Annotated in this window: 22 protein-coding genes; 10 read left to right on the plus strand and 12 right to left on the minus strand. The window is 65.1% G+C overall.

What is annotated here, in order from left to right:
• Positions 1-16 precede the first annotated feature (16 nt).
• Positions 17-1,099, plus strand: coding sequence for a zinc-dependent alcohol dehydrogenase (locus J1N60_RS01990; RefSeq protein WP_312910275.1), 1,083 nt, complete (start codon positions 17-19; stop codon positions 1,097-1,099).
• A 301-nt stretch (positions 1,100-1,400) separates the two neighbouring features.
• Complete coding sequence (locus tag J1N60_RS01995; RefSeq protein WP_312910277.1) at positions 1,401-1,877, plus strand: Lrp/AsnC family transcriptional regulator; 477 nt, start codon at positions 1,401-1,403, stop codon at positions 1,875-1,877.
• Between the two features lie 25 nt (positions 1,878-1,902).
• On the opposite strand, the gene J1N60_RS02000 is transcribed toward J1N60_RS01995, so the two are convergent.
• The 3 genes from J1N60_RS02000 to lpdA all read right to left on the minus strand — a co-directional run bounded on the left by J1N60_RS02000 (position 1,903) and on the right by lpdA (position 5,941).
• Positions 1,903-3,690, minus strand: a complete 1,788-nt coding sequence (locus J1N60_RS02000; protein WP_312910278.1) for an archaea-specific SMC-related protein — start codon at positions 3,688-3,690, stop codon at positions 1,903-1,905.
• A 122-nt stretch (positions 3,691-3,812) separates the two neighbouring features.
• Positions 3,813-4,457 carry a rod-determining factor RdfA gene (gene rdfA, locus J1N60_RS02005; protein WP_312910280.1) on the minus strand — a complete coding sequence of 215 codons (645 nt, stop codon included), beginning with the start codon at positions 4,455-4,457 and terminating at the stop codon, positions 3,813-3,815.
• 68 nt (positions 4,458-4,525) lie between these two features.
• On the minus strand, positions 4,526-5,941 hold the full coding sequence (lpdA, locus tag J1N60_RS02010) for a dihydrolipoyl dehydrogenase (RefSeq protein WP_312910282.1): 1,416 nt from the start codon (positions 5,939-5,941) through the stop codon (positions 4,526-4,528).
• Positions 5,942-6,151: 210 nt separating this feature from the next.
• Between lpdA and J1N60_RS02015 the strand changes: the two genes are divergently transcribed.
• Positions 6,152-7,339, plus strand: coding sequence for an MFS transporter (locus J1N60_RS02015; protein ID WP_312910284.1), 1,188 nt, complete (start codon positions 6,152-6,154; stop codon positions 7,337-7,339).
• Between the two features lie 415 nt (positions 7,340-7,754).
• Here the strand turns inward: J1N60_RS02015 and J1N60_RS02020 are convergent, their stop codons facing one another.
• The 3 genes from J1N60_RS02020 to J1N60_RS02030 form a co-directional block, all read right to left on the minus strand.
• A complete protein-coding gene (locus J1N60_RS02020) occupies positions 7,755-8,180 on the minus strand; it encodes a desampylase (RefSeq protein WP_312912638.1) in 426 nt (141 codons plus the stop codon).
• 107 nt (positions 8,181-8,287) lie between these two features.
• Positions 8,288-9,244 (minus strand): ABC transporter substrate-binding protein, encoded by a 957-nt coding sequence (locus J1N60_RS02025; RefSeq protein ID WP_312910286.1) that lies wholly within the window; start codon positions 9,242-9,244, stop codon positions 8,288-8,290.
• Between the two features lie 150 nt (positions 9,245-9,394).
• Complete coding sequence (locus J1N60_RS02030; RefSeq protein WP_312910288.1) at positions 9,395-9,961, minus strand: NUDIX hydrolase; 567 nt, start codon at positions 9,959-9,961, stop codon at positions 9,395-9,397.
• 181 nt (positions 9,962-10,142) lie between these two features.
• On the opposite strand from J1N60_RS02030, the gene J1N60_RS02035 reads away from it, so the two are divergent.
• The gene (locus tag J1N60_RS02035) at positions 10,143-10,418 is read left to right on the plus strand and encodes a PadR family transcriptional regulator (RefSeq protein WP_253430794.1); all 276 of its coding nucleotides are present in this window, start codon (positions 10,143-10,145) and stop codon (positions 10,416-10,418) included.
• Between the two features lie 108 nt (positions 10,419-10,526).
• Here J1N60_RS02035 and J1N60_RS02040 read toward each other — a convergent pair whose 3' ends face one another.
• A complete protein-coding gene (locus tag J1N60_RS02040; RefSeq protein WP_312910289.1) occupies positions 10,527-11,510 on the minus strand; it encodes a DUF4397 domain-containing protein in 984 nt (327 codons plus the stop codon).
• A gap of 372 nt (positions 11,511-11,882) precedes the next feature.
• Here J1N60_RS02040 and J1N60_RS02045 point away from each other — a divergent pair, with 372 nt between their 5' ends.
• The 5 genes from J1N60_RS02045 (at position 11,883) to J1N60_RS02065 (ending at position 15,947) form a co-directional block, all read left to right on the plus strand.
• On the plus strand, positions 11,883-12,575 hold the full coding sequence (locus J1N60_RS02045; protein WP_312910290.1) for a helix-turn-helix domain-containing protein: 693 nt from the start codon (positions 11,883-11,885) through the stop codon (positions 12,573-12,575).
• Positions 12,576-12,767: 192 nt separating this feature from the next.
• Positions 12,768-13,163: a HalOD1 output domain-containing protein gene (locus J1N60_RS02050; protein ID WP_312910291.1), complete on the plus strand. Its 396-nt coding sequence runs from the start codon at positions 12,768-12,770 to the stop codon at positions 13,161-13,163.
• Positions 13,164-13,336: 173 nt separating this feature from the next.
• Entirely contained in the window at positions 13,337-14,125 is a 789-nt protein-coding gene (locus tag J1N60_RS02055) for a formate/nitrite transporter family protein (RefSeq protein ID WP_312910293.1), read from the plus strand.
• Between the two features lie 131 nt (positions 14,126-14,256).
• Positions 14,257-15,534 carry a DUF2238 domain-containing protein gene (locus J1N60_RS02060; protein ID WP_312910294.1) on the plus strand — a complete coding sequence of 426 codons (1,278 nt, stop codon included), beginning with the start codon at positions 14,257-14,259 and terminating at the stop codon, positions 15,532-15,534.
• Positions 15,535-15,677: 143 nt separating this feature from the next.
• Entirely contained in the window at positions 15,678-15,947 is a 270-nt protein-coding gene (locus tag J1N60_RS02065; protein ID WP_312910295.1) for a hypothetical protein, read from the plus strand.
• Positions 15,948-16,070: 123 nt separating this feature from the next.
• Here the strand turns inward: J1N60_RS02065 and J1N60_RS02070 are convergent, their stop codons facing one another.
• Positions 16,071-17,234, minus strand: a complete 1,164-nt coding sequence (locus tag J1N60_RS02070; protein ID WP_312910296.1) for an NAD(P)/FAD-dependent oxidoreductase — start codon at positions 17,232-17,234, stop codon at positions 16,071-16,073.
• Between the two features lie 107 nt (positions 17,235-17,341).
• Here J1N60_RS02070 and J1N60_RS02075 point away from each other — a divergent pair, with 107 nt between their 5' ends.
• Entirely contained in the window at positions 17,342-18,313 is a 972-nt protein-coding gene (locus J1N60_RS02075) for an ornithine cyclodeaminase family protein (RefSeq protein ID WP_312910297.1), read from the plus strand.
• Positions 18,314-18,428: 115 nt separating this feature from the next.
• Here J1N60_RS02075 and J1N60_RS02080 read toward each other — a convergent pair whose 3' ends face one another.
• From J1N60_RS02080 to J1N60_RS02095, 4 genes are all read right to left on the minus strand, one after another.
• Positions 18,429-19,133, minus strand: coding sequence for an ABC transporter ATP-binding protein (locus J1N60_RS02080; RefSeq protein WP_312910298.1), 705 nt, complete (start codon positions 19,131-19,133; stop codon positions 18,429-18,431).
• Between the two features lie 150 nt (positions 19,134-19,283).
• Positions 19,284-20,039: an ABC transporter ATP-binding protein gene (locus J1N60_RS02085; protein ID WP_312910299.1), complete on the minus strand. Its 756-nt coding sequence runs from the start codon at positions 20,037-20,039 to the stop codon at positions 19,284-19,286.
• Entirely contained in the window at positions 20,036-21,085 is a 1,050-nt protein-coding gene (locus tag J1N60_RS02090) for a branched-chain amino acid ABC transporter permease (RefSeq protein ID WP_312910301.1), read from the minus strand. The genes J1N60_RS02085 and J1N60_RS02090 overlap by 4 nt, the downstream gene beginning before the upstream one ends.
• The gene (locus J1N60_RS02095) at positions 21,082-21,966 is read right to left on the minus strand and encodes a branched-chain amino acid ABC transporter permease (protein WP_312910303.1); all 885 of its coding nucleotides are present in this window, start codon (positions 21,964-21,966) and stop codon (positions 21,082-21,084) included. The genes J1N60_RS02090 and J1N60_RS02095 overlap by 4 nt, the downstream gene beginning before the upstream one ends.
• Between the last annotated feature and the right edge of the window lie 5 nt (positions 21,967-21,971).

Here is a 21,971-nt window from a genome sequence, read left to right on the forward strand (position 1 = left end):
TTCAGTAGCAGGGGGTATGGCAGTAGAAGTAGAGGATGCCGTACCGGACAGTATGAAGGCTATCGTCCTCCACGGACCAGGCGACTGGTCGATGGAGACGATCAGTAGCCCGGAACTCGATGACGTCGAGAACGTCATCTGCAAGGTCAACGCCGCGTCCATCTGTGGCACCGATCCCAAAATCTTCGGCGGTCACGCCGAGGGCTGGCCGCCGGAGTTCCCGTTCATCCCCGGCCACGAGTGGTCCGGCGAAATCGTCGAGGTCCACGAGAACGTCTCCCGGTTCGAACCGGGCGACCGGGTCTTCGGTGAAACACACTCAGGGTGTGGCTTCTGTGAGATGTGTCGTCGCGGTCGGTACAACCTGTGTGACAACTACGGCGACTTCGCCACCGGACACCGCCAGATCGGGCACACGATGGACGGTGCGTTCGCCGAGTATGTCTCAGTGCCAGCGGACAGCCTGTATCGCTTCGACGAGAGCCTCTCCTGGCAGGAGGCGGCGTTACTCGACGTGAACGCGATCGCGCTCCAGTGTTCGGTTCGCGGAAACGTCGACCCAGGCGATGACGTCGCCGTGATCGGAACCGGCACCGTCGGCCTGCTCTGTCTCCAGCACGCGGTCGCGATGGGCGCCGGCCAGGTCATCGCCATCGGCAGTCCGGCGCGCAACCCGCTCGCGGAGGACCTCGGGGCGGACCACACCATCTCTTACCGGGACGACGACGTGGTCGAACAGGTTCGCGACCTCACCGGCGGTACCGGCGTCGACGTGACGCTCGAGGCCGCCGGCAGCGAGGCGAGTTTTCAGCAGTCCGTCGAGATTACCCGGAAAGGTGGGACGGTGAGCCTCGACGGCATTCCCAAATCCGACTATCAGGAGGTGCAGGTCGGGGACATCGTCAAGCAGGAGATCGACTTCCGCGGCGCTCGTGCCCACGCGAACAAGGCCGAGGCCAGCGCCAGGCTGGTCGAAAACGGACAGACTGACGTCGAGTCGCTGATCACTCACGAGTTCGACTTCGAAGACTTCGAGGACGCGTTCGAGACGTTCACCGAGCGGAAGGACGGCGCCATCAAGGTCGCGCTCAACTTCTGAGAGAGACGGACGACCGACACGCCCAGGGCAGCAGTCGCCCACGCGGGGAGTCCGCGGATCGGTCGACGAGGCGACCCTCGCAACGTTCCGTGCTTCGACTCAAACCACGAACCACGAACCCGGAGCCAATCGAGGACTCGTCGCGCGCGATGCACCAGGTCCAGGCGTCGAGCGGGGGTCGTACGTCGACCACCCATCTCGAGGTACCGATCGACCGAATCGTCATCGGGCCGGACGGTTAGGCACGAGACCGTGTGAAAATAACAGGACGTTTATATCCCTACTATTCGTAGGATAGGGTATGGAATCCACTACACTCGACGAAATCGACGAAAAACTCCTGCGGCGGTTACACGAGGACGGTCGGATGCCGTACGACGCCCTGGCGGCCGAGGTCGGCCTCTCCGAATCTGAGGTCCGCGAGCGCGTCGAGGCGCTGGAAGAGGAAGGCGTTATCACGCGCTTTACGGCGCTGACCGATCCCACGAAGCTGGGCTACATCTCGGTCGCGTTCGGCATCACGACGGACCCCACCAAGACCGATAGCATCGCCCAGCAGCTCGAAGATCACAAGAACGTCTACAAGATCTGGATCCTCTCGGGTCGTCACAACATCATCATCCACTCGAGCTTCCGCGACATCACGGACTTCCAGGCGTTCAGCCACGACATTCTCCACAACATCGACGGCATCGTTCGATACGAGTCGTCGATCGTCACCCAGTCTGCCCTCTCCGAGGGAAGCGTCGTCCTGCCGGCGGAGGAAGACCAGGAATAACGAGTATCGACCTCGCCGTTCACGCTCAGGCAGCGGTAACGGGGTTCGAAACGACGGACCACTCCTGCGGATCGATCTCCCAGTCGCCGAACGACGTGTTCTCGGGGTAGGCAGTCAGCACCAGGAACGTGGTCCGTTCCTCGAGGTAGTCGACGAGCGTCCGGAGGTTCTCGTCGGCGAGTCCGCCGAGGCCGTCGAGCAGCATGACCGGGACGAGTTCGTCGACGTCGTAGGCTTCGTACCCGGCGAGCGCGGCGACGAGTCCGACGAGTTCGAGTTCGCCCTCGCTGAGCGCGTCGAGGCTCACCTCGCGACCGTCGCGGGCCACGACGAGGTCGAAGTTACCCGTCAGGTGCGCCGATTCGAAGCTCGTGTCGAACATCGACGCGACCTCGGCGATCGACTCGTCGAACGCCTCCCTGGTCTCCGCCCGAATGCGATCCTTGCGGTTGCGAAGCGACTCAATCTCCGCCGTCAACTCGTCTCGCTCCGCCTCGAGCGCGTCTCGACGGTCCACCTCGGTTCGACACGTCTCGAGTTCTTCCCGGCGGTCCGCGAGTTCACTCTCCTTGTACTTGATCTCGCTCTCGAGCGACGTGAGTCGGTCGTCGGATTCGTCGACGCGGGATTCGAGTTCCTCGACGCGCTCGATCAGGATATCGTGACGCTCGCGTGCACTCTCGAGACTGTCCTCGCGGTCGTTGAGCGTGTCCTCGAGTCGCTGGATCTCCTGCTGGAGGTCCCGTTCGCGCCGTCGCATCCGTTTTTGCTCGTCGCGTTTTTCCTGCAGCGTCTCGACGCGGTCGCGTCGCTCGGCAACGGTCGACGCGAGGGAGTCAATCTCGTCACGGATCGCCTCGAGCCGCGTTTCGATAGCCTCGGTGTTCGTCTCCTGGCCACAAACCCAGCAGGCGTGTTCGTCGCCCATCAGTCCGTGGTCGACGTCGCTCACGAGTTCGACGCGATCCTCGTTGAGGATGCGGCTGTTGACCGAGTAGAGGGATTCGAGCAATTCCTTGTCCCGCTCGAGTTCCGAGAGCCCATCTCTCGCCTCCGCGATCTCGGTTTCGACGTCGGTCTCCTCGCCCGATTCGATCGACTCGAGCTGTTCGTATCGCTCGCTCAGCTTCTCGCGCGTGCGCTCGATCGCGTTCTCGGTTCGGTCGATGAGGTCGTCGACCTTCGCCTTTTCGCTCCGGCTCTCGCTAAGTTCCTGGCGTAACGAGCCGACGTCGTCGTTCCCACTGTCGCCCTCGGTGATGGCGTCGCGTTCCTCTCGAAGGGCGTCGAGTTCCGACTCGAGGTCCTCGATCTGTCCCTCGAGGGAGGGAACGCGGTTTCCCGCTTTCGTCGCCCGCTCGAGTTCCGATTCGACCTGCTCCCGTTCGTGTTTCAGGTTCCCGATCTTTTCGTCGATGTTCTCCAGGTCGAGTGGTTCAGTGAGGACGGCCTCAAGGTTTTCGTCGTTCCGGACCGCTCTCCGGACGGCGTTATCTTCGTCGAGAAAAGCGTAGAGTTCCGCACACCGCTGGGCGTACGCGTCGGTCAGGTACGGAGTTCCCTCGAGGCTGACCGATCGCCCCTGTCGACGGAGTTGCACGTCAACCGGCCCCTCCGTGGTCTGTAACTGAACTCGCCCGCGGGATTCGCCCTCGGTGAGCGGCCGATCGGTACCCATCGCCGTCTTGATTGCCCGAATAAAACTGGATTTTCCCTGCCAGTTCGAGGCGCGAACCGCGTTGACCCCCGGTTTGATATCAGCCTCCCCCGAGCGTATTCCCGCGATGTTTTCGATCTCCAGTGTCCATGTCATTAGTCCCTGTTTCTATCTACTCGTATTTAATGGCGATGGTGTGGCACAATGAACGGTGGTCGGCGAATGCCGGTATCGAAGCCGCTTCGGTCGGCGAGTCGTCGGATTTCACGGCGTTTGTCTTATTCCGACGGGGGATCGTCGGTCATGTGTTCTCGGCAGACGTATCCCCGATCGATCGCTTCGGTCAGCGGAATGCGAATCGGACACTCTGGACACTCGAGTTCGATCGACACCGAGACGGCCGCGCGTTCGCCCTGTCGAATCTCCCCCTTCGAGGACAGTGATCGGAGCGCGTCGTCGATCTTCGACTCCAGCTGTTCGCGAGCGATGTCGACACTGTTTCGCTCCCAGTCAGTTCGCGCCCGCTGGCGCTCCTTCTCGGCTTCGAGGCAGTCGTTGAGGTGACGTTGCATCGTACTCCAAGAGACGAACGACTTCTGGAGTTCGTCGACGGCCACGCCCTCACTTCGCAACGAATCCCGTACTTCCTCCGCGTACAGTTCGTCGTCTCCCGTGAGCGCATCGTACTCCCGGTCGAGTCGAGAGCCCCCCGTCTCGAGGCCGTGATCGTCGTAGACGCGTTTCAGTATCCGCTTGTTGAACCACTCGGTGAGCGGCCGGTACCCTTGCGCGGTCCCGCGGTCGGTCCCGGTCCAGCGAGCGACGAGGAGGTCGTCGAACGTCTCGTGTCGGGTGGACGTACCGTCGAGGTCGTATCTGTCCAGGGCGGCGCCAACCTTGCAACACGACGAATCCGTACTCATGAGCGGCCCTTGGTGACTGCCAATCTCATATCTTTCGACTCGTCGCGAAAACAACCGCACCCCCTGAACTACCGGTTGAGCGTGTGGATGGCGTGCCCCAGACCGTTTTCCGCAGCCTCCATGACCGCCTCCGAGAGCGTCGGGTGGGCGTGAATCGTTCCCCCGAGCTCCTCGAGGGTCGTTCCGGTCTCGATCGCCAGTCCGATCTCGGCGACCAGTTCCGAGGCCTCGGGACCGACGATCTGCCCGCCGAGGACGCGACTGGTCTCCGCGGCCGCGACGAGTCTGACGAACCCGTCCGACCGCCCCATCGTCAGTGCCCGGCCGCTAGCCCGGAAGGGGAACGTTCCGACTTGTGGTTCGAACCCGCTCTCTTCGGCCGCCTCTGCCGTCAGCCCGACCGTCCCGATTTCCGGGTCCGTGAACACCGCGGCGGGAATCGCCCGGTGATCGAGTCGCGAGGGCTCGCCTGCGATGACCTCGGCGGCGACCTGTCCCGCGGCGCTCGCCTCGTGTGCGAGCAACGGTTCGCCAGCGACGTCCCCGACGGCGAAGACGTGCTCGAGGTCGGTTCGAGCGCGGTCGTCGGTCTCGATGAAACCCCGGTCGGTCGTCTCCAGGCCGATGGCCTCGAGGTCGACCGTATCGGTGACCGGGGTTCGCCCGACGGCGACCAGCACCCTGTCCGCGGCGTACGTCGAGCCGTCCCCGTCCTCGGTTTCGGTTCGAACCTCGATCTCGTCCCCCGCGTCGTGCCAGTCGCTGGCCGCCTCGCCGAGGGCGAACGAGATGCCCAGTTCCTTCGCGCGACGCTTTACCGGCCGCGAGAGATCCGATTCGAAGCCGGGGAGTACGTCGTCCAACATCTCGACGACCTGGACGTCCGTACCCAGCTTCGCGAAGACGGTCGCGAGTTCCATCCCGATGTAGCCGGCGCCGACGACGACCAGCGAGTCCGGACGTTCCGAGAGCGCGAGCGCGTCTCGAGAACTCAGGATCGGCTCGTCGTCGAAGGAAAAGCCCGGGATTTCGATTGGTCTTGATCCGGTCGCGACGATCGCGTGGTCGAACGCGAGCTCGTGTTCGCCGCCGTCGGTGATCACGCGAGCGCGGTGCTCGTCTTCGAACCGGGCGAGACCGTCCACGAGTGAGACCTGGGTGGCCTTACAGAGCTTCTCGACTCCGCCGGTGAGTTGCTCGACGATGCCGCGCTTCCACGCCTGCGTTCGCTCGAGGTCGACGGTCAGGTCGGCGTCGATGCCCATTTCGGTCGCGTTTGCAGCCTCGTGCGCCGTTCCGCTGGCCTCGATCAGTGCCTTGGAGGGGATACAGCCGTAATTGAGGCAGGTCCCGCCGTATGCATCTCGCTCGACGAGCGTGACATCGAGGTCGAGTTGACCGGCACGAATTGCGGCGACGTAGCCACCCGGGCCGGCGCCGACGATCAGTACGTCTGTCTCTGCAGGGATACCTCTTGAACCCATGGCTCGTATTCGGTTTCTACTCTCGACGAACCGGGGATAAAGATACCTGTTACCACAGTACGTGCCAGTTCCAGAACTCGACGCGGCTGGCTGTTCGCCACCGTCATCGTCGACGCCGGTCGAACCCCGAGGCAGCCGACCGATGATCGATTGCGCCGACCACCCGTCAGAAACATTATTTACGTGACCACCAAAGAGGTAAGACACCCAATGAGCGAGCCGTCACTCGAGCAGTCGGGACTCCGGAGTATCCCCTGGGCGTCGCCGACGTTCCAGGTGATCCTGGCGACCACGCTCGTTGGCGTCATGGGCGTGTCGCTGATCAGTCCGATCCTACCCGTCCTGCAGACGCAGTTCGACCTCACCGACGCGCAGGCTGGACTCATCATCACGGTATTCACGCTTCCCGGCATCGTCCTCGCCCCGCTGTTCGGCGCCCTCGCCGACAGAGTCGGCCGCCGCGCGATCATCGTCCCCTGTCTCGTCGGGTTCGGCGTGACCGGCGGCTCGATCGCCTTCGTCGACGACTTCACCGCCTTGCTCGTGCTCCGGTTTCTCCAGGGCGCGACCTCGAGCGCCCTGATCGGCCTCGCCGTCACGCTGGTCGGCGACCGCTACGAGGGAACGCAACGCAACACGCTGATGGGGGTCAACCGGAGCGCGCTTTCGATCGGCGCGACGCTGTACCCGACAGTCGGCGGCGCGCTGGCGATTCTGGCCTGGTACGCGCCGTTTCTCGTCTACTTCGTCGGCGTCGGCGTCGGATTCTTCGCCCTTTACGCGCTCGAGACCCAAGCGATCGAACAGCAATCCACGGGTTTCTCCTACCTCAGGGAAGCGGTTTCGGCGTTACCGATCCGGGAGGCCATGGTGCTGTACGTCGCGGTCTTCAGTTCGATCGTGTTGCTGTACGGAGCCCTACTCACCTCCCTGCCGCTCTTGCTGAGCGACGCCTTCGCCCTGCGTCCGTTCGAAATCGGCGTGCTCCTGGCCGCCGCATCGATCACCAACGCGGCCATCGCGACCCAGAGCGGACGGCTGACGCTCTCATTTTCGACCCGGACGCTGATCGTCACCGGCTTCTGTTGTTACGGCATTGCACTTGTCGGCATCGGACTCGCGCCCACACCGGTGTACGTGGGGGCCTCCATTCTCTTTTTCGGCGCAGGCGAGGGGCTGGCGATGCCACTGCTCGACACGGAGTTGAGCAAACTCTCCCCCGCGGGATTCCGGGCTGGCGTGATGAACGTGAGAACCAGCGTGATCCGCCTCGGACAAACTCTCGCGCCGGTGGTCTTCACGACGGTTGCCGGGTTCGTCGGCTACTCGTCGTTGCTGTTCGCCGCCGGCGTGCTCACCCTCGGCGTGACGGCAGCGGTCGTCGCGTTCACACGGTGACTGGGAAGTTCCGGACTGCGCCGGACTCCACCTTCGCCTGGTTTAGTAATTTATCTGGTACATTACTCTTTGTTCTAGAATCCATACTATTCTACTCCCTCGAGCTCCACCGACTGTAGCGAGAGGCGGCGAGACCACGCCTCATACGCCCTATACCCCCACGAACCGACGTCTCGAGCATTGTCGTGTGAGAATGCCCCGTCCGCCCGTGGACGAGTCTCACCCGCAAGTCACGATCGTCCGTCCGTTTTCCGGTCGACTACATTCCAGCGAAAGAGCCACGACACGGGCGGGTTTGGCACATTCGCCACTTCCTCGAATGTGCGCTACCACTCGAGTAATGATATAGAAATAATAGTAATGAATCGACGGAATCCGACAACTTCACAGCATATTATTTTTTGCGATATGATCTTCAAAAGCCGACCGAGTGCTCGAGCTGCTCACGCTCGAACTGGCCGTCCTCGCCACTCGCGTCTCGCCACCGCCAGGACCTGACGACCGCATCGTCGTCGCCACCATTGCCCTCGAAACTGACGATCACGTACGACCGATCGGGCCAGGCGGCCGCCTCGGCGTCGGTCGCGCTGGGTCCTGGCGGTCCGTGCGGATGAGAGTGGTAGAATCCGACGATGTCTTCGCCACGAGCCTCGAGTCGCTCGAAAATAGCGAGCTGTTCTTCAGGGTCTATTCGATACCGGGTTCGCGGGTCGTCGGCGACGTTCCGGGCCGGGTAGTGCGACCGAGCGTGACTCACGTCGGGGTCGAACTCGCCGCCGAGAACGCCGCAGCACTCCCCGGGAGCGCTCGCTCGAGCGGCCTCGAGGATCGCCCGTTCGATCGAACCGGGGAGGACGAGCGTCGCCGTCCTGGACGAATCCTCGCCCGGCCCTCCGCGACCGCTTTCACCGCCCCCATCTCCATCGCCGTCGCCGTCACCTCCGGCGCTCACGCGTCGACCTCGGGCCCTCGATCCAGGACCTCGAGCGGGACGGCGACGGATTCGTCCGGCGGATCCGGGAATCGGTCGGGTTGGACGATCGGGGCGAGGGCCTCGAGCGTGTCCACCAGCCTCGGGCCGGGCCGGTTGAGGTACTGGTTCCCGTCGAGCGCCCAGACGCACCCCTCGCGGACGGCGGTCAGGTCGTCCCACCCCTCCCTGTCCGTGAGATCCGTGAGGTTGGCAGCCGTCTGCTCGAGGTCGAAGCCGCACGGGGCGACGACCGCGATTTCGGGGTCGTAGGCGCGTATCTCGTCCCACGCTCGCGGCCGAGAGGGCTCGCCTACGTCGGCCAAGCCGTACCGGCCGCTGGCCCACTCGACGAGTTCGGCCGTCCAGTGCCCCGCGATCATGACGGGGTCGGTCCAGTCGAAGACAGCGACTCGCGGACGCTCATCTAGCGCGAGGTCGGCCGTTCGAGTCCGAACGGCGTCGATGCGCTCCTCGAGGGCGGCGACCGCGTCTCGAGCGCGCTCCGGAACGCCCGCCGCCTCGCCCACGCGTTCGACGTCCGCGAGCACGTCCGCGATCGAGTGCGGATCCGTCGTCAGCACCTCGGGGTCGGCCGCGATTTCCTCGAGGGCGCGTTCGACGACGACCTCGTCGACCGCACAGACGTCGCACATCCCCTGGGTGACGACGAGGTCCGGATCGAGCGCGTCCAGGGTATCGACGGCCACGTCGTAGACGCCGTCCCCGGCGCCGTCGTCGGTCCCCGAAACGGCCTCGAGCACCTGTTCGTCGATGGCACCGCTCGAGGCGTCGGCGTCGATCCGCGAGGCCGTCACCGACGGGCAGTCCCGGACGGCGGGTGGAAAGTCACACTCGTGAGAGACGCCGACGGGCTCGAGACCGAGGGCACAGACGATCTCGGTCGCCGAGGGAAGGGTGGTGACGATGCGCATAGCCAGCAGTTGTGTGCGGTGGGCCAAAAGCCCACCTGCCTCCGGCGTCCGGTCGGCGATCGCGTACCGATCGACCGTCGACGCAGGAACTGCCTGCACGGTCCGGCTACAGAGACCACCTGCACGGTCGGCCTCAGGGACCGCCTGTCGTCAATCGGACGACCGTTTCGATTGCGACAACAGTTCGTAATAGGCCACCGCGAGCACGGCTCGTCCGTCGCGAATCGTCCCCTCGCGGACGGACTCGAGAAACGTCTCGTAGGGCGTCGGCGACGCGCGTATACTCTCGTCGTGATCCAGTTGCTGCTCGCTTGCCGGCTCACAGCCCCGGGCCACGAAGAAGTGCATCACCGAGTCGGCGAGGCCGTTCGCGGGCTCGACGGTGACCAGCGCCTCGAGCGTCTCGGCCCGGTAGCCCGTTTCCTCGGCGAGTTCGCGACGGGCCGCGGACTCGAGGTCGTCGTCGTCGGGTTCGGTGGTCCCGACGGGTAGCCCGCGGCAGATCCGGGAGACGGCCTGGCGCCACTCCTCGATGCAGACGACCTGTCCGTCGTCGGTCAGGGGAAGGATGCAGACGCTCGCGGGTTCGGAGAGGTAATCGAAATCGGTTTCGCTGCCGTCGGGGAGCCGTACGGTCTGAGTAACGACGTCGAAGCCCGGACAGGAGTAGGCTACATCGGATTCGACGGTTTCCCAGGAGAGGGGATCAGCCGGCATACCCGCCAGTATGGGCGTCTTGGTCAAAAGCGTCCGGTTCCGCCCCGGCTCGAATCGAGGTTGGTCGAACGGGCCGTCCTGGCCTCGTCGCTACGCCGTTGCTACGCCGACCGTTCCACTGACGTACCCGCTCTATAACAAAGCCACAGATCGGTGAAGGTTCGTTTTCAGAGGGTGATCCATGGATCAACTAACAGGCTTCCAACGCGACTTGTTGTACGTCATCGCCGGGATGGACCGTCCGTCGGGACAGCAGATTCTCGACGACATCAACGAGTACATCGATCAGCCGGTGACACACGGCCGGCTCTATCCGAACCTCGATACGCTCGTCGAACGCGAACTGGTCGAGAAGGGACAGCTCGACCGGCGGACGAACTACTACGCGCTCACCCCCAAGGGACGGCGCGTCCTCGAGCGGCGCCAGAAGTGGGTACAGCGATACGTCGACGTCTAGGCGTCGGCGCCGGACGGTGGACACGGCCGACGGACAGGGACGCGCGACGTGCGCCTCCCTGACCGAGTGGCGTCACGTCGGCTGACTTCTTCTGTCGAGAGTGTGGGTTCAGGAGTCCGATTCGCTGGTACTGTTGGTTCCGTCGGTACTATTGGTTTCATCGATACTGTTGGTTCCGTTGGATTCGTCTCCGTCGGTGTCGTCCATCCCGGCTTCGTCGGCATCGTCACCACCGTCGGAATCGTCGTCACCCGGCGCACGTTCTCCCGAATCCGGTTCCTGTTCTGGTTCCGCGTCCGACTCCTCGAGCGCCGCCGGCCCGTCCTCGGTCAGTTGCACCGCGAACGCACGATCGGGTCGGCCGGTGTCGGTACCGGGCTCGAGGAAGCCCTCCGCGAACGCCGTGTAGGCGGTGTTCGCCTCGAGTTCGACGGTGACGGTGGCGACGGCGTCTTCACCTCGGTCGGTACGGTCCTCGCCGCCGGTACCCGGCGTCTCTCCATCAGCCGACGTCTCCTCACCGGTCGCCGCGGGCGCCACCTCGAGGGTGTACGATCCCGACGGGAGGGCGATGTAGTTCGTCCCCCGGCCGAACCCGACGCCGCCAAATACCGCCCGTCCGCTCTCGGCGTCGCGCACGTCGACAGCCGGTGCGTCGGGGGCGGCGTGAACGAGTCGGAGTAGCGCCGATCCCGCGTCGGACAGCAACTCGACCCGGGCCGCTTCCTCCGGAGCGTCGAGGACGGCGACCGTGTAGAACGCCATTTCGACCGCGATGGATTCGTCGTAGAGGACGGTCTCCTCGTCGCCGGTCGCCGTAATCGTGACGTCGTGAGTACCCGGCTCGACGACGAAATATGGGGTCGTCCGCTCGAAAGCGATTCCCGAAACGACCGACTCCCCGTCGACGGCGACGTCGACGGCCGGCGCGTCGGGTGCGAGGTGGGTGACGCGAACGCCCGCCACCGGGACGTCCGACTCGTCTCCGTGCTCGTTCACCGCGAAGACGCGCTCGCCAACGGAACCCGCGACCTGGTTCGAGCGGCTCGTGCCCTCGAGCGACTCGAGTGCCGTGTGTCGTGTGCTGGTCATGCGGCCTGAATCGTGACTGCCGACTGGATAAAGCGCCCAGTCGGTTGTGGCGCCCGTGTGTTCGATTTACTCGCGGTGAGGGCGTGTAGGGTGACGATACCGAACAGAAAGCGCACCGTACAACGATGGCGACGACGGGACGATGGACCAGAACGCCGGACTCGACTGCCGTCGACGGCGCCACTCGCCTTTGATCAGCGACGAATATTGTCGGTCGAGTTGATACACCATTCACACTGTGTCGTCGTTTTTTCCATTGTCGGCAACACCAATCATTTTACTAATGATTTTATTTCTTACAGTCAGGAAATCCGAAGCTAAATGTTTTGGAATGGTCGTTATCCCTTTCGTAGCAGTACCCGATACGTACTCATGACGACAATCGCTGACTTCGAGATCGACGCGTCGACGGTCGCCCTCGGTGAGACCTTCGACACCCTGCCGGAGTTGACCTGTTCGGTCGAGCAGGTCATCGCGGCCGCGGATCGCGGCCTCTGGTTCGAGGGTGCCGACCGCTCGGAACTCGAGGCAGCCCTCGAGGACGACCCGACGGTCGACGACGTGGCGTTGATCGCGGCCGACAAGGCCGACGGACAACTCCTCTACGACGTGACCATGGGCGACGACGCGCTCGACGTGTTCGAGCTCATCCTCGAGGAGCGCGGCACGGTCCTGTCGGCGTCCGCGAACGAGGGCCGCTGGCACCTCCGCGTCCGGTTCATCGACCACGACGACGCGAGTCGACTCTACGATCGACTCGAGGAGAGCGAAGCGAACTCGACGCTCAAGCGACTGACCGAGCTGCGAGAGGCCCCATCGACGACGGACCGCCTCACCGAGAAACAGTACGAAACGCTGCTCACGGCGTTCGAACAGGGCTACTTCACTATCCCGCGCGAGACGTCGATGGAGGAACTCGCCGACGAACTCGGCATCTCCCACCAGGCGCTCTCCGAGCGCTTCCGCCGTGCCTACCGGGAACTCGTCCTGACCGCGCTCAACGGGACCCATCCCACGCACCCGGAAGACGACGCCTCGAAGCCCGAACCGAACCAGCCGGCGTAGCGATATCGCTGGCTGTGCTAGCTGAACCGCCTCGTCTCGAGGCCTCCAGGAAATCGTCGCCGTAATCGTCGTCGCTGCGATTGTCGTCGCAGCCGTGACTGTCGCGACAGCTGTGTCGAGACCATCCCCTATATAAGCCTGTTTCGTCGTCAAAACGGCCCTTCTTCCGTTGGCGTCGTCTGTGTAGTGCTGATGATACGGCCAGGAACTGAGGACGGAAACTCGAGGTCCGACACGAGCGGTCGAGGAGGTCTGGAAACGGAGTCGGCGACGACGGGCGCCGTCGAAACGCCGGGATCCGCTGTCAGTCCGGATCACCTGAAATCGACCGCCGAGGCCCCGCTCGCCTACACGTTCGATCCGGAGGAAACGCCCGCACAGGCGATCATCGACGCCGTCGCCGCTGCCGACGGCCGCGATCCGCTCTCGCTCCCGCCGCTCTTTGATGCGATCGATCCAGACGCACTGAACGGACTCGTGGCCCAACCCCGGTCGGGGTCAGCACGACGGTCCTGGGCGCTCTCCTTCGAGTACGGCGGCTGGCTCGTTACCGTCGACGCCAACCACCAGATCGTCCTCGAGCCGTAGAGAGGCCAAATTGTCATATCAGAGGGACTACTCCCGATCGTAGAGGCTGGACGATCGGGGTCGCCTTCCGCCACCGAACGGACCGGCTGACTCGAGACGAGTTTCACGTGATTTTCCCCTCGGACGGGCAAGCCCTCCTTTTTTCCCGCACAGAATCGAACGGTTATCGAAATATGTCCGGCGTTCCGGACCCTTCGGAGATCTTTCATCGGGCGGCCGAGGAAGGGAGACGACGTCTCGAGCAGCCGTTGCTCGAACTCGCCGCGACGGGGTTCATCGCCGGGTTCACGATCGTCTTCGGTATCGTAGCGCTCGGCATCGTACACGCGGCGATCGAGCCACAGTTCGGCGACGTGGCGAGAGTCGTAGGCGCGCTCGCGTTCGGCGTGGGCGTCGTGTTACTGGTTGTCGGTCGCGCGGAACTGTTCAGCGAGAACTTCTTCGATCCGGTCGCGGCGGCCGTCGAACGATCAGATTCGTGGCTCGTCGGACCGCTGCTTCGCCTGTGGTCGCTCACCCTCGTGTTCAATCTCGTCGGTGGTACGCTCTTCGTCCTCGTCATGTCGGTCGACGGCGCGCTGCCCCCCGGGTCGGGAGCGGCGATGAGTACGACCGCCGAAGAACTCGCTCACCGGAAGGGCGCGGGAATGTTCGCGGACGCCATAGCGGGCGGTGTTCTCGTGGCGTTGCTCTCTCACCTCCTCGTGTCCGTCGATAGCGACGGCGGTCGCATCGCCGTCGCCTATATCGTCGGGGCCCTGTTGGCCCTCGGACCGTTCGATCACGTCGTCGTCACCGTCCTGCACGTGCTCTTCGGAATGCGGTTCGGAGCGGACATCGGCGTCGCCACCCTGACATTGATAACGATCGTTTCGACGGCCGGGAACCTCGTTGGGGGACTCGGACTGGTCACGCTCAGTCACGTCGCCCAGGCCATCGGTGCCCGCGAGTCCGACACGTGACTCCGGCGCAAGGTACCGGGGACGCCTCGCTGCACTTCTCGTATCGATGCTCGAGTAGAGGCGGTTCGACAGCACGTTCACGGGCACATATCAGGTGGTCAATTGAGGGAGGTTGAGTACGTATATCACCCATGAACGTGCTCGCGGCTATCGTCGAGAGCGAGCGAGCGAACGCTGCGCTCGCATGGTCGATCGTTGCCGCGATCGTCGTCACGGCAATCGTGAGCGCTCGAGCAGGGACGTACGTCTGGGCCGCTCTCGCGACGACGACCGCCGTTCTCGCGCTCGTCCCGACCCTGCGTCGGTGGGACCCGCTCGTGATGCTTCCGTGGGAGGTGCTGGCGCTCGCGGCGGCACCGCTGGTCGTGGGTCTGGTCGCGTCGGTTCCCATCGCAGGATTTCTCACGGTCGCCACGATCGCACTGCTCATCGCCGTGGAACTCGATGCGTACACTTCGGTCGAAATGACGTCGCGGTTCGCCGTCTCGTTCGTCGTCCTCGTGACGATGGCCGTCGCCGGGTGCTGGGTCGTTCTCCAGTGGACCAGTGACGCCCTGCTCGGGACGGCCCATCTCACGGGGGTCGTCGACGTGATGTGGGACATCGTCTACGCGACCGCCTTCGGTGGACTCGCCGGCGTGCTCTTCGTCCTCTACTTCTTCAAGCGTGACGACGCGGGGTACGGTGATCTGACGCAGGAGCAGGACGGTGAGGGAAATCGCGACGAGAGAGGGGATCACCGCTCCTCGAGCGAGCCAGAGACGACCGACAGCGATACCGTCCTCGGGCTTCCCAAGCGGCAGTGCTGGCAGGGTGTTAGACTGCTCCAGGGCGGGCTCGCGCTCCTCGTCGGCTACGCGGTCGTCACCGTCGACCCGGCGCTGTTCGTCAACGCCGCGCTCCCGCTCGCGCTCACCTTCGCCCCGGCCCTCGTCCGTCGAACGTCCGGCCACGAGATGGGGGCGGGACTCGCGCTCTGGATCGCCGCTGCCGCGTTCCTCCACACGGTCGGTGCGATCGGTCTGTATACGGCGTTCGGGTGGTTCGACCAGTTCACGCACACCCTCTCGGCGACGCTCGTCGCCGGCCTGGGATACGCCGTCGTCGACGCGCTCGAGCGCACCGAAAGCGACGTGGACTTCCCCACCGAGTTTCGATTCGTGTTTCTCGTGATCTTCGTCCTCGCCTTCGGCGTCGCCTGGGAGATCCTCGAGTTCGCGGCGGGCGGCCTCGCCAGTCTCGTCGGCGGCGACGCGGTCCTCACCCAGTACGGGACGGACGACATCGCGCTCGACCTCCTGTTCAACGCTGTCGGCGCCGTCCTCGTCGGTCTCTGGGGGACCGGGTACTTCGACGGGCTCGCCCGGGTGTTCACGAATCGATTCGACGACTCCAGCGACGTCGTCTGAGCCGCCTGTGGAACGCATCCCACGGGACCCTCGGTGGGCTACTCACCTCGAGTGGATCGACCCACTACCCGCTCGAGGAATCGACCAGCCAGCGTGAACCTGCTGGCTCGCCGTTTTTGTCCCTCCACGGCGTCCTTTCTCGCATGGCAGACGTACCCGACATCGAAACCGTCGAGACCGAAGACGACTACATCCACGTCCGGTTTCGCGACCCCGACCAGTTCGACGAGATTCGTACCCCCGACTGGGCGCAGAACCCGGCGGAGTCGGTCTCGGAGGGCGCGGAGGTCAGAACCGGCAACACGGAAGGCGACGATGACTGGGAGGTTCAGAGCGTCCTGATCAAGAAGTCGGTCGGCGAGGAGAAAGCGAGAGAGCAGGCGAAAGACATCGTCGAGAAGATCCAGTCCTGAGGGGCGCTCGAGCGGTCGAGCGCTCGACCGTTCGGATCCGCGATATTCGGAACTCGAGAACGAGACGCCGCATGACGATTCTATCGGTTTCGGACTATCGAGGGGGCACCGAGTTCAGCGACCTCAGGCGACGTTCCGTTCGGCGAGCGCCTCACCACGGTCGAACCGGCCGCTATCGAGCGTCGAGACGTCGACGAGAGTGGGTTCGCCATCGAGCACGATCTCCGCGACGACCTGCCCAGTCGCCGGGGCGTGCTGGAATCCGTGTCCCGAGAAGCCCGCGGCGGTCACGAAACCGGGAATCGTCTCCTCGAGGATCGGGTGGTGATCCGGCGTCACCGCGTACAGTCCCGCCCAGCCCCGCCTGATGCGGGTTTCCGGGCCGAAGTACTCGGCGTAGTCGGCCGCGTACTCGACGGCGCGGGCCGCCCACTCGAGGTCCATCCCCTCGTCGAAGTGGCTCGGGTCCATCCCCGGGTCGTCGTCCTCGGGGAAGTGGCCCCCGACGAGGGCGATTCCCTCGCGTTCGGGGCGAAAGTACGACCCCGTCTCCAGATCGATGGTCAGCGGGATCGATTCCGGCATCGGCGGCGTCGGATCGACGACCGCGACCTGTCGCCGTCGCGGCGAGATGGGCAACTCGACGTCCGCCAGTTCGGCGAGTTCGCCCGCCCACGCCCCGGCGGCGTTGATCACGTAGTCCGTCTCGTGACGTTCGCGGCCATCGGGTCCCTCTACGTCGACACCCACGACTCGGCCGTCATCCAGGCGAACGTCCGTGACGGCCGTCCCCGTTCGTATCTCGACGCCCAGTTCCCGGGCCGCCGCCGCATAGCCCTGTACGGCGAGGTTCGGATCCGCCACGCCGTCGTCGGGATTGAACGTCGCGCCGACGAACGGGTCTGGGTCCAGACCGGGGCAGTGGTCGGTCGCCGCCGCCGGCGAAAGATACTCGCTCTCCGCCCCGAGACGCCGTTGCATGCGAACGTTCTTGCGGAACTCGTCGGCCGTAGGCTCGGTGCGGGCGAGAAACAGGTAGCCGTTCTTTCGAAGCCCGATGTCGACGCCGAAGGTTTCCTCGAACGCATTCCAGACGCGCTTGCTGGCGAGCGAGAGTTCGACGTTGACCGCCGTCGAGAACTGCGACCGAATCCCGCCGGCCGCACGGGCGGTACTCCCGGCGCCGAGCGATCCGCGCTCGTAGAGCGTCACGGAGGCGCCACGCTCGGCCAGATAGTGTGCCGACGAGAGGCCGACGATGCCCCCACCGACGACGACTACGTCCATGCCCCTCCATCGGCCCCGGGGAGCATAATCGTTCGCCGACTCGAGGCACCCGCCGATTCGGATGGCCCGTAACCAAAAGCTAAGTCCGAAGACGGCGATGGCCGCCCATGGTACTCGTCCTCTCCGAAGCAGCGGTCGAGGAGACGCTCGACCTCGCCGACCTCGTCGACGTGGTCGGGGACGCGCTCGTCAAACAGGCCGCGGGTGACGTCGAACGGCCCGACAGACCGCACTTCCCCGTCGGCTCGGGGCTCGAGGGGGACGAACCGCTGGGAACCGCGATCGCGATGCCCGCCTACGTCCACGGCGACGACCAGTACGCGACGAAACTCGTCGGGGTCCACGAGGGAAACGCAGACCGGGGGCTACCGACGATTCACGCACAGATCGTCCTCACGGACGCCCGGACCGGTGTTCCCGAGGCATTTATGGGCGGGACGACCATCACGAACGCCAGAACGGGCTGTCTCGGCGCGCTTGCAGTCCGCGAACTCGCCCTCGATGCAATCACGCTCGGCGTCGTCGGCGCGGGCGCGCAGGCGCGCTGGCAGACCCGGGCCATCGAGACGGTCGCCTCGCTCGAGGACGTGCGAATCTACTCGCCGAGTGCGTCCCGGGACGCCTGCGCCGCCGATCTGAGCGACGAGGGGATTCCGGCTCGAGCGGTCGACACCCCGGCGGCCGCCGTCGACGGAGCCGACGTGGTCGTGACCGCGACGACCGCCACCGCACCGGTGTTCCCGGCCGACGCGCTCGAGCCGGGCGCGCTCGTCGTCGCCGTCGGCGCGTTCACCGCCGAGATGCAGGAGGTCGAGCCAGCCGTTCTCGAGAGCGCCGGTGCGGTGTTCGCCGACGTCCCGTCCGAGGTCGCCGAAACGGGTGACGTCCTCGCCACCAGCCTCGGCGCCGAGGACCTCGTGGCGCTCGGCGAACTGGTCGCCGACGGCTACGAGCGTCGATCCCCGGACGAGGTGATCGTCGTCGACAGCGTCGGTTCCGCGACGCTCGACGCGGCCGCGGGGGCGACGGTCTACCGGCGGGCGCTGGAGCGCGGTGCCGGAACGGAGATTTCGCTGTGACGCGTCTCGCGTTGCAGCCGGCGAGGAGGGGGGGGGTGATCGCCGAAAGGAACCGGTGCTCGAGCAACGACGACTCGAGCGACACCACCTGAGCAATGACGACTCGAACGTCTCGCTACCCGCCGAGGAACTGTCGCCGGACCTCGGGATCGTTCAACAGCACCTCGCCCTCGTCGACGTACCGGTTCTCCCCCTGAGCGAGGACGTAGCCGCGATCACAGCGGCGAAGCGCCGTCTTCGCGTTCTGTTCGACGATGAGGATCGTGACGCCGCGGTCGTTGATCGCGTCGATGTGGTCGAACATCTCGTCGACGAGATCCGGGGCGAGCCCCGCCGACGGCTCGTCGAGCAACAGCAGGGGCGGGTCGGGGATCAGCGCCCGCGCCATCGCGAGCATCTGTTGCTGGCCGCCCGAGAGGTTCCCCGCCCGCAGGTCGAGCCGTTCCTCGAGGATCGGGAACTGCTCGAGGACCGCCGCCAGCCGATCGTCCGGGAGGTCGCCCAGCAGGTACGCGCCGATGCGGAGGTTTTCCTCGACCGTCAGCGACGGAAAGACGTTCTCGGTCTGGGGAACGTAGCCGACGCCGCGGTCGATGATCGCCTGTGGCTCCAGTCCGGCGACGGTCTCGCCGTCGAATCGAATGTCCCCGCCCATGTGCGTCGCCAGCCCGACGATGGCCTTCATCGCGGTGGATTTCCCCGCGCCGTTGGGACCGACGATGGCGACGTACTCGCCGTCGTCGACGTGGAGATCCATCCCGTACAGCACCTGTAGCTCGCCGTAGCCCGCGTCCAGGTCGGTGAGTTCGAGCAGGCTCATCGGCCACCCCGTCCTCGTCGCGTGCCGTTCGACTCGCCTCGTCTGCACGAATCGGCTCGTTCATTCAACCCGTTTCGTCCGCTCGATTCGCCTCGTCCACTCGAGCCGTCCTGGCTGGATAGTGTCTCGTTCATCGCATCACCTCGTAGCTCATCCGCCCAGATAGGCATCGATGACCTCCTCGTGTTCCATGATCTCCGCCGGCGTCCCGGTCGCGAGAACCCGCCCGTCCGCGAGGACGACCAGGCGGTCGACCAGTTCGGTCAGCGTCTCCAGTTCGTGCTCGATGACGAGCAGCGTGAGACCGTCCTCGTTGAGCGCCTCGATGTGCGCGACGATCTCCTTCGTCAACGACGGATTGACGCCCGCGAACGGCTCGTCGAGCATGAGCATCTTCGGCTCGAGCATCAGCGATCGGGCGAGTTCGAGGAGTTTGCGCTGGCCCCCGGAGAGGGTGCCGGCGTACTCGTCGGCCATCGTCTCGAGGTCGAACACCTCGAGGAGTTCGAGCGCCCGTCGCCGGGCCTCGGCTTCGCGACGTTCGCTCGCGTCCGTCCGGCCGACGGCGTGCCAGGCCCGCTCACCGGGGTGGTCGAGCGCCGGGAGGAGGACGTTCTCCTCGACGGTCAGCGTCTCCAGTTCGCGGGTTCGCTGGAAGGTCCGGACGAGGCCCCGCCGCGCGAGGGCGTGGGGCGGAAGCGTCGTGACGTCCTCCCCGTCGAACGTGACGGTGCCGGCGTCGCTCTCGATGACGCTCGAGAGGCAGTTGAACGTGGTCGTCTTCCCGGCGCCGTTCGGGCCGATCATGCCGACGATCTCACCCGCCTGGACCTCGAAGGTGACGCCGTCGACGGCGACGAGACTGCCGAACGACCGGCGAATGTCCTCGACGGCGAGCAGCGTCACGACTCCACCCCCAGCCTGTCGGCGTCGCCCCAGAGACCCTCCGGGCGGTACCTGATGATGAGCATCAACAGGAGCCCGACGAACATCAGCCGGATCGAGGCGAACTGGTCCTGGGTGATGAACGGAATCGCGTCGTTGAAAAAGCGCGTCAGTAGCTGAAAGCCCATGATGATCGCGAGCCCGCCGATGACGCCGCGGTCGTTACCCGCTCCGCCGATGAGCATCCCGACCCAGACGATGACGGTCACGTCGATGGTGAAGAAACCCTCCGCGGCGGCGCCGTTGTAGAAGACCAGCAGCGCACCCGCCAGTCCCGCTATCGCGGCGCCGTAGACGAACACGGCGACCTTGTACCGGAACACGCGCTTGCCGAGCGTCTCGGTCACCTGGTCGTCGGCGCGAATCGCGCGGAGGACGCGCCCGTACGGCGAGGCCGACAGCCGGCGGAAGACGCCGTAGAAGACCACCGCGAGCGCCGCGAAGACGATGATCGTCGACACGAGCGCCGCGCCGCCGCCGACGTCGGTGGTCCCGGCGATCGGCCGCGGCACGCTGGTGAGGCCGACCGTTCCGCCGGTCACGTCGCGGAACGCGACGATCAACCCGTGGACGATTTCGGCGACGGCCAGCGTGACGATGGCCAGGAAGTCGTCGCGAAGCCTGAGCGTCGAGACGCCGATCAAGACGCCGAGTGCGGCCGCGGCGAGGACGGCGGCGACCACCCCGACCGGCCACGGAAACCCGAGCCCGACGGCCTGGAACGGATCGTTCGCGGTCAGAATTGCTGCGGCGTAACCGCCGACAGCGAAGAAGGCGACCGGGCCGAAGTTGACCAGTCCCGCGTGGCCGAACTGGAGGTTCAACCCGACCAGGATCATCGCGTACAGGAAGAAGAGGACGCCGACTTCGAAGAAGACGAACGAGCCGCTCGGCGGCTGGACGAAGAGCGGACTCAGCACGAACACTATCGAGAGCACCAGCAACGCGAGTCCGACGTGGACTGCGTCGATCGGCAGGTTCTCGAGTCGGGTCGTCGGAGCGCTCACGACGTCCGCACCTCCGCGTTGACGAGGCCGCCGGGACGAACGAGCAAGACGACGATGAGGACGACGAACGCCATGGTCGCGTTGAGTTCCGTCAGCCCGGACGGGAGAAACGCGACGGAGACGGTGATACCGATACCAAGCAGGTACGATCCGACGATCGCCCCGTAGGGACTGCCCGCGCCGCCGAGGATGGCAGCGGTGATGATCAACAGGAGTTGTCCGAAGCCCACGTTGGGGTTGGCCGACTGCGAGACGGCGAGCATGACGCCCGCGACGCCCGCGAGTCCAGACGCGGCGAGCCAGACCGCGTTTCTGATTCGACGGGTGTCGATCCCGGAGACCAGCGCGAGGTCCTCGTTGTCCGAGGTCGCGCGCATCGCGATGCCGAGCATCGTCCGGCTGAGAAAGACGTGGAGGACGACGACGGCGACGAGCGTCACGCCGATGATGAACAGCTGTTGACTCGTGACGAAGAAGCCCCAGTCGTCGAAGCGGTACGTTGTGACGTCTCGTGGAAGGGTCCGACGCGACGGTCCCGCGATCACCCGGAACCCGTTGCGCAAGACCAGACCCAGCCCGATGGACATCAATAGCAACGGGACTGCGCCCGCCTCGTTCATGGGTTCGAACGTGACGCGGGCGATGACCCAGCCGACGATTGCCGTGATCGCCAGGGCGACGACGACGGCCACCGGGATCGAGAGCCCGCCGAATACGACCGCGAGATACCCGACGAACGCCCCGACCGTGATGAACTCGCCGTGGGCGAAGTTGATCATGTTGACGAGGCCGTACACCAGCGTAAACCCGATCGCGCCGAGTGCGATGTACGAACCGATAACCAGACCGAAGATGATCTCCTGTGCGAGTGGAATTTCCATAGATA

It is taken from the genome of Natronosalvus caseinilyticus (assembly GCF_017357105.1).
GTDB lineage: Archaea > Halobacteriota > Halobacteria > Halobacteriales > Natrialbaceae > Natronosalvus > Natronosalvus caseinilyticus.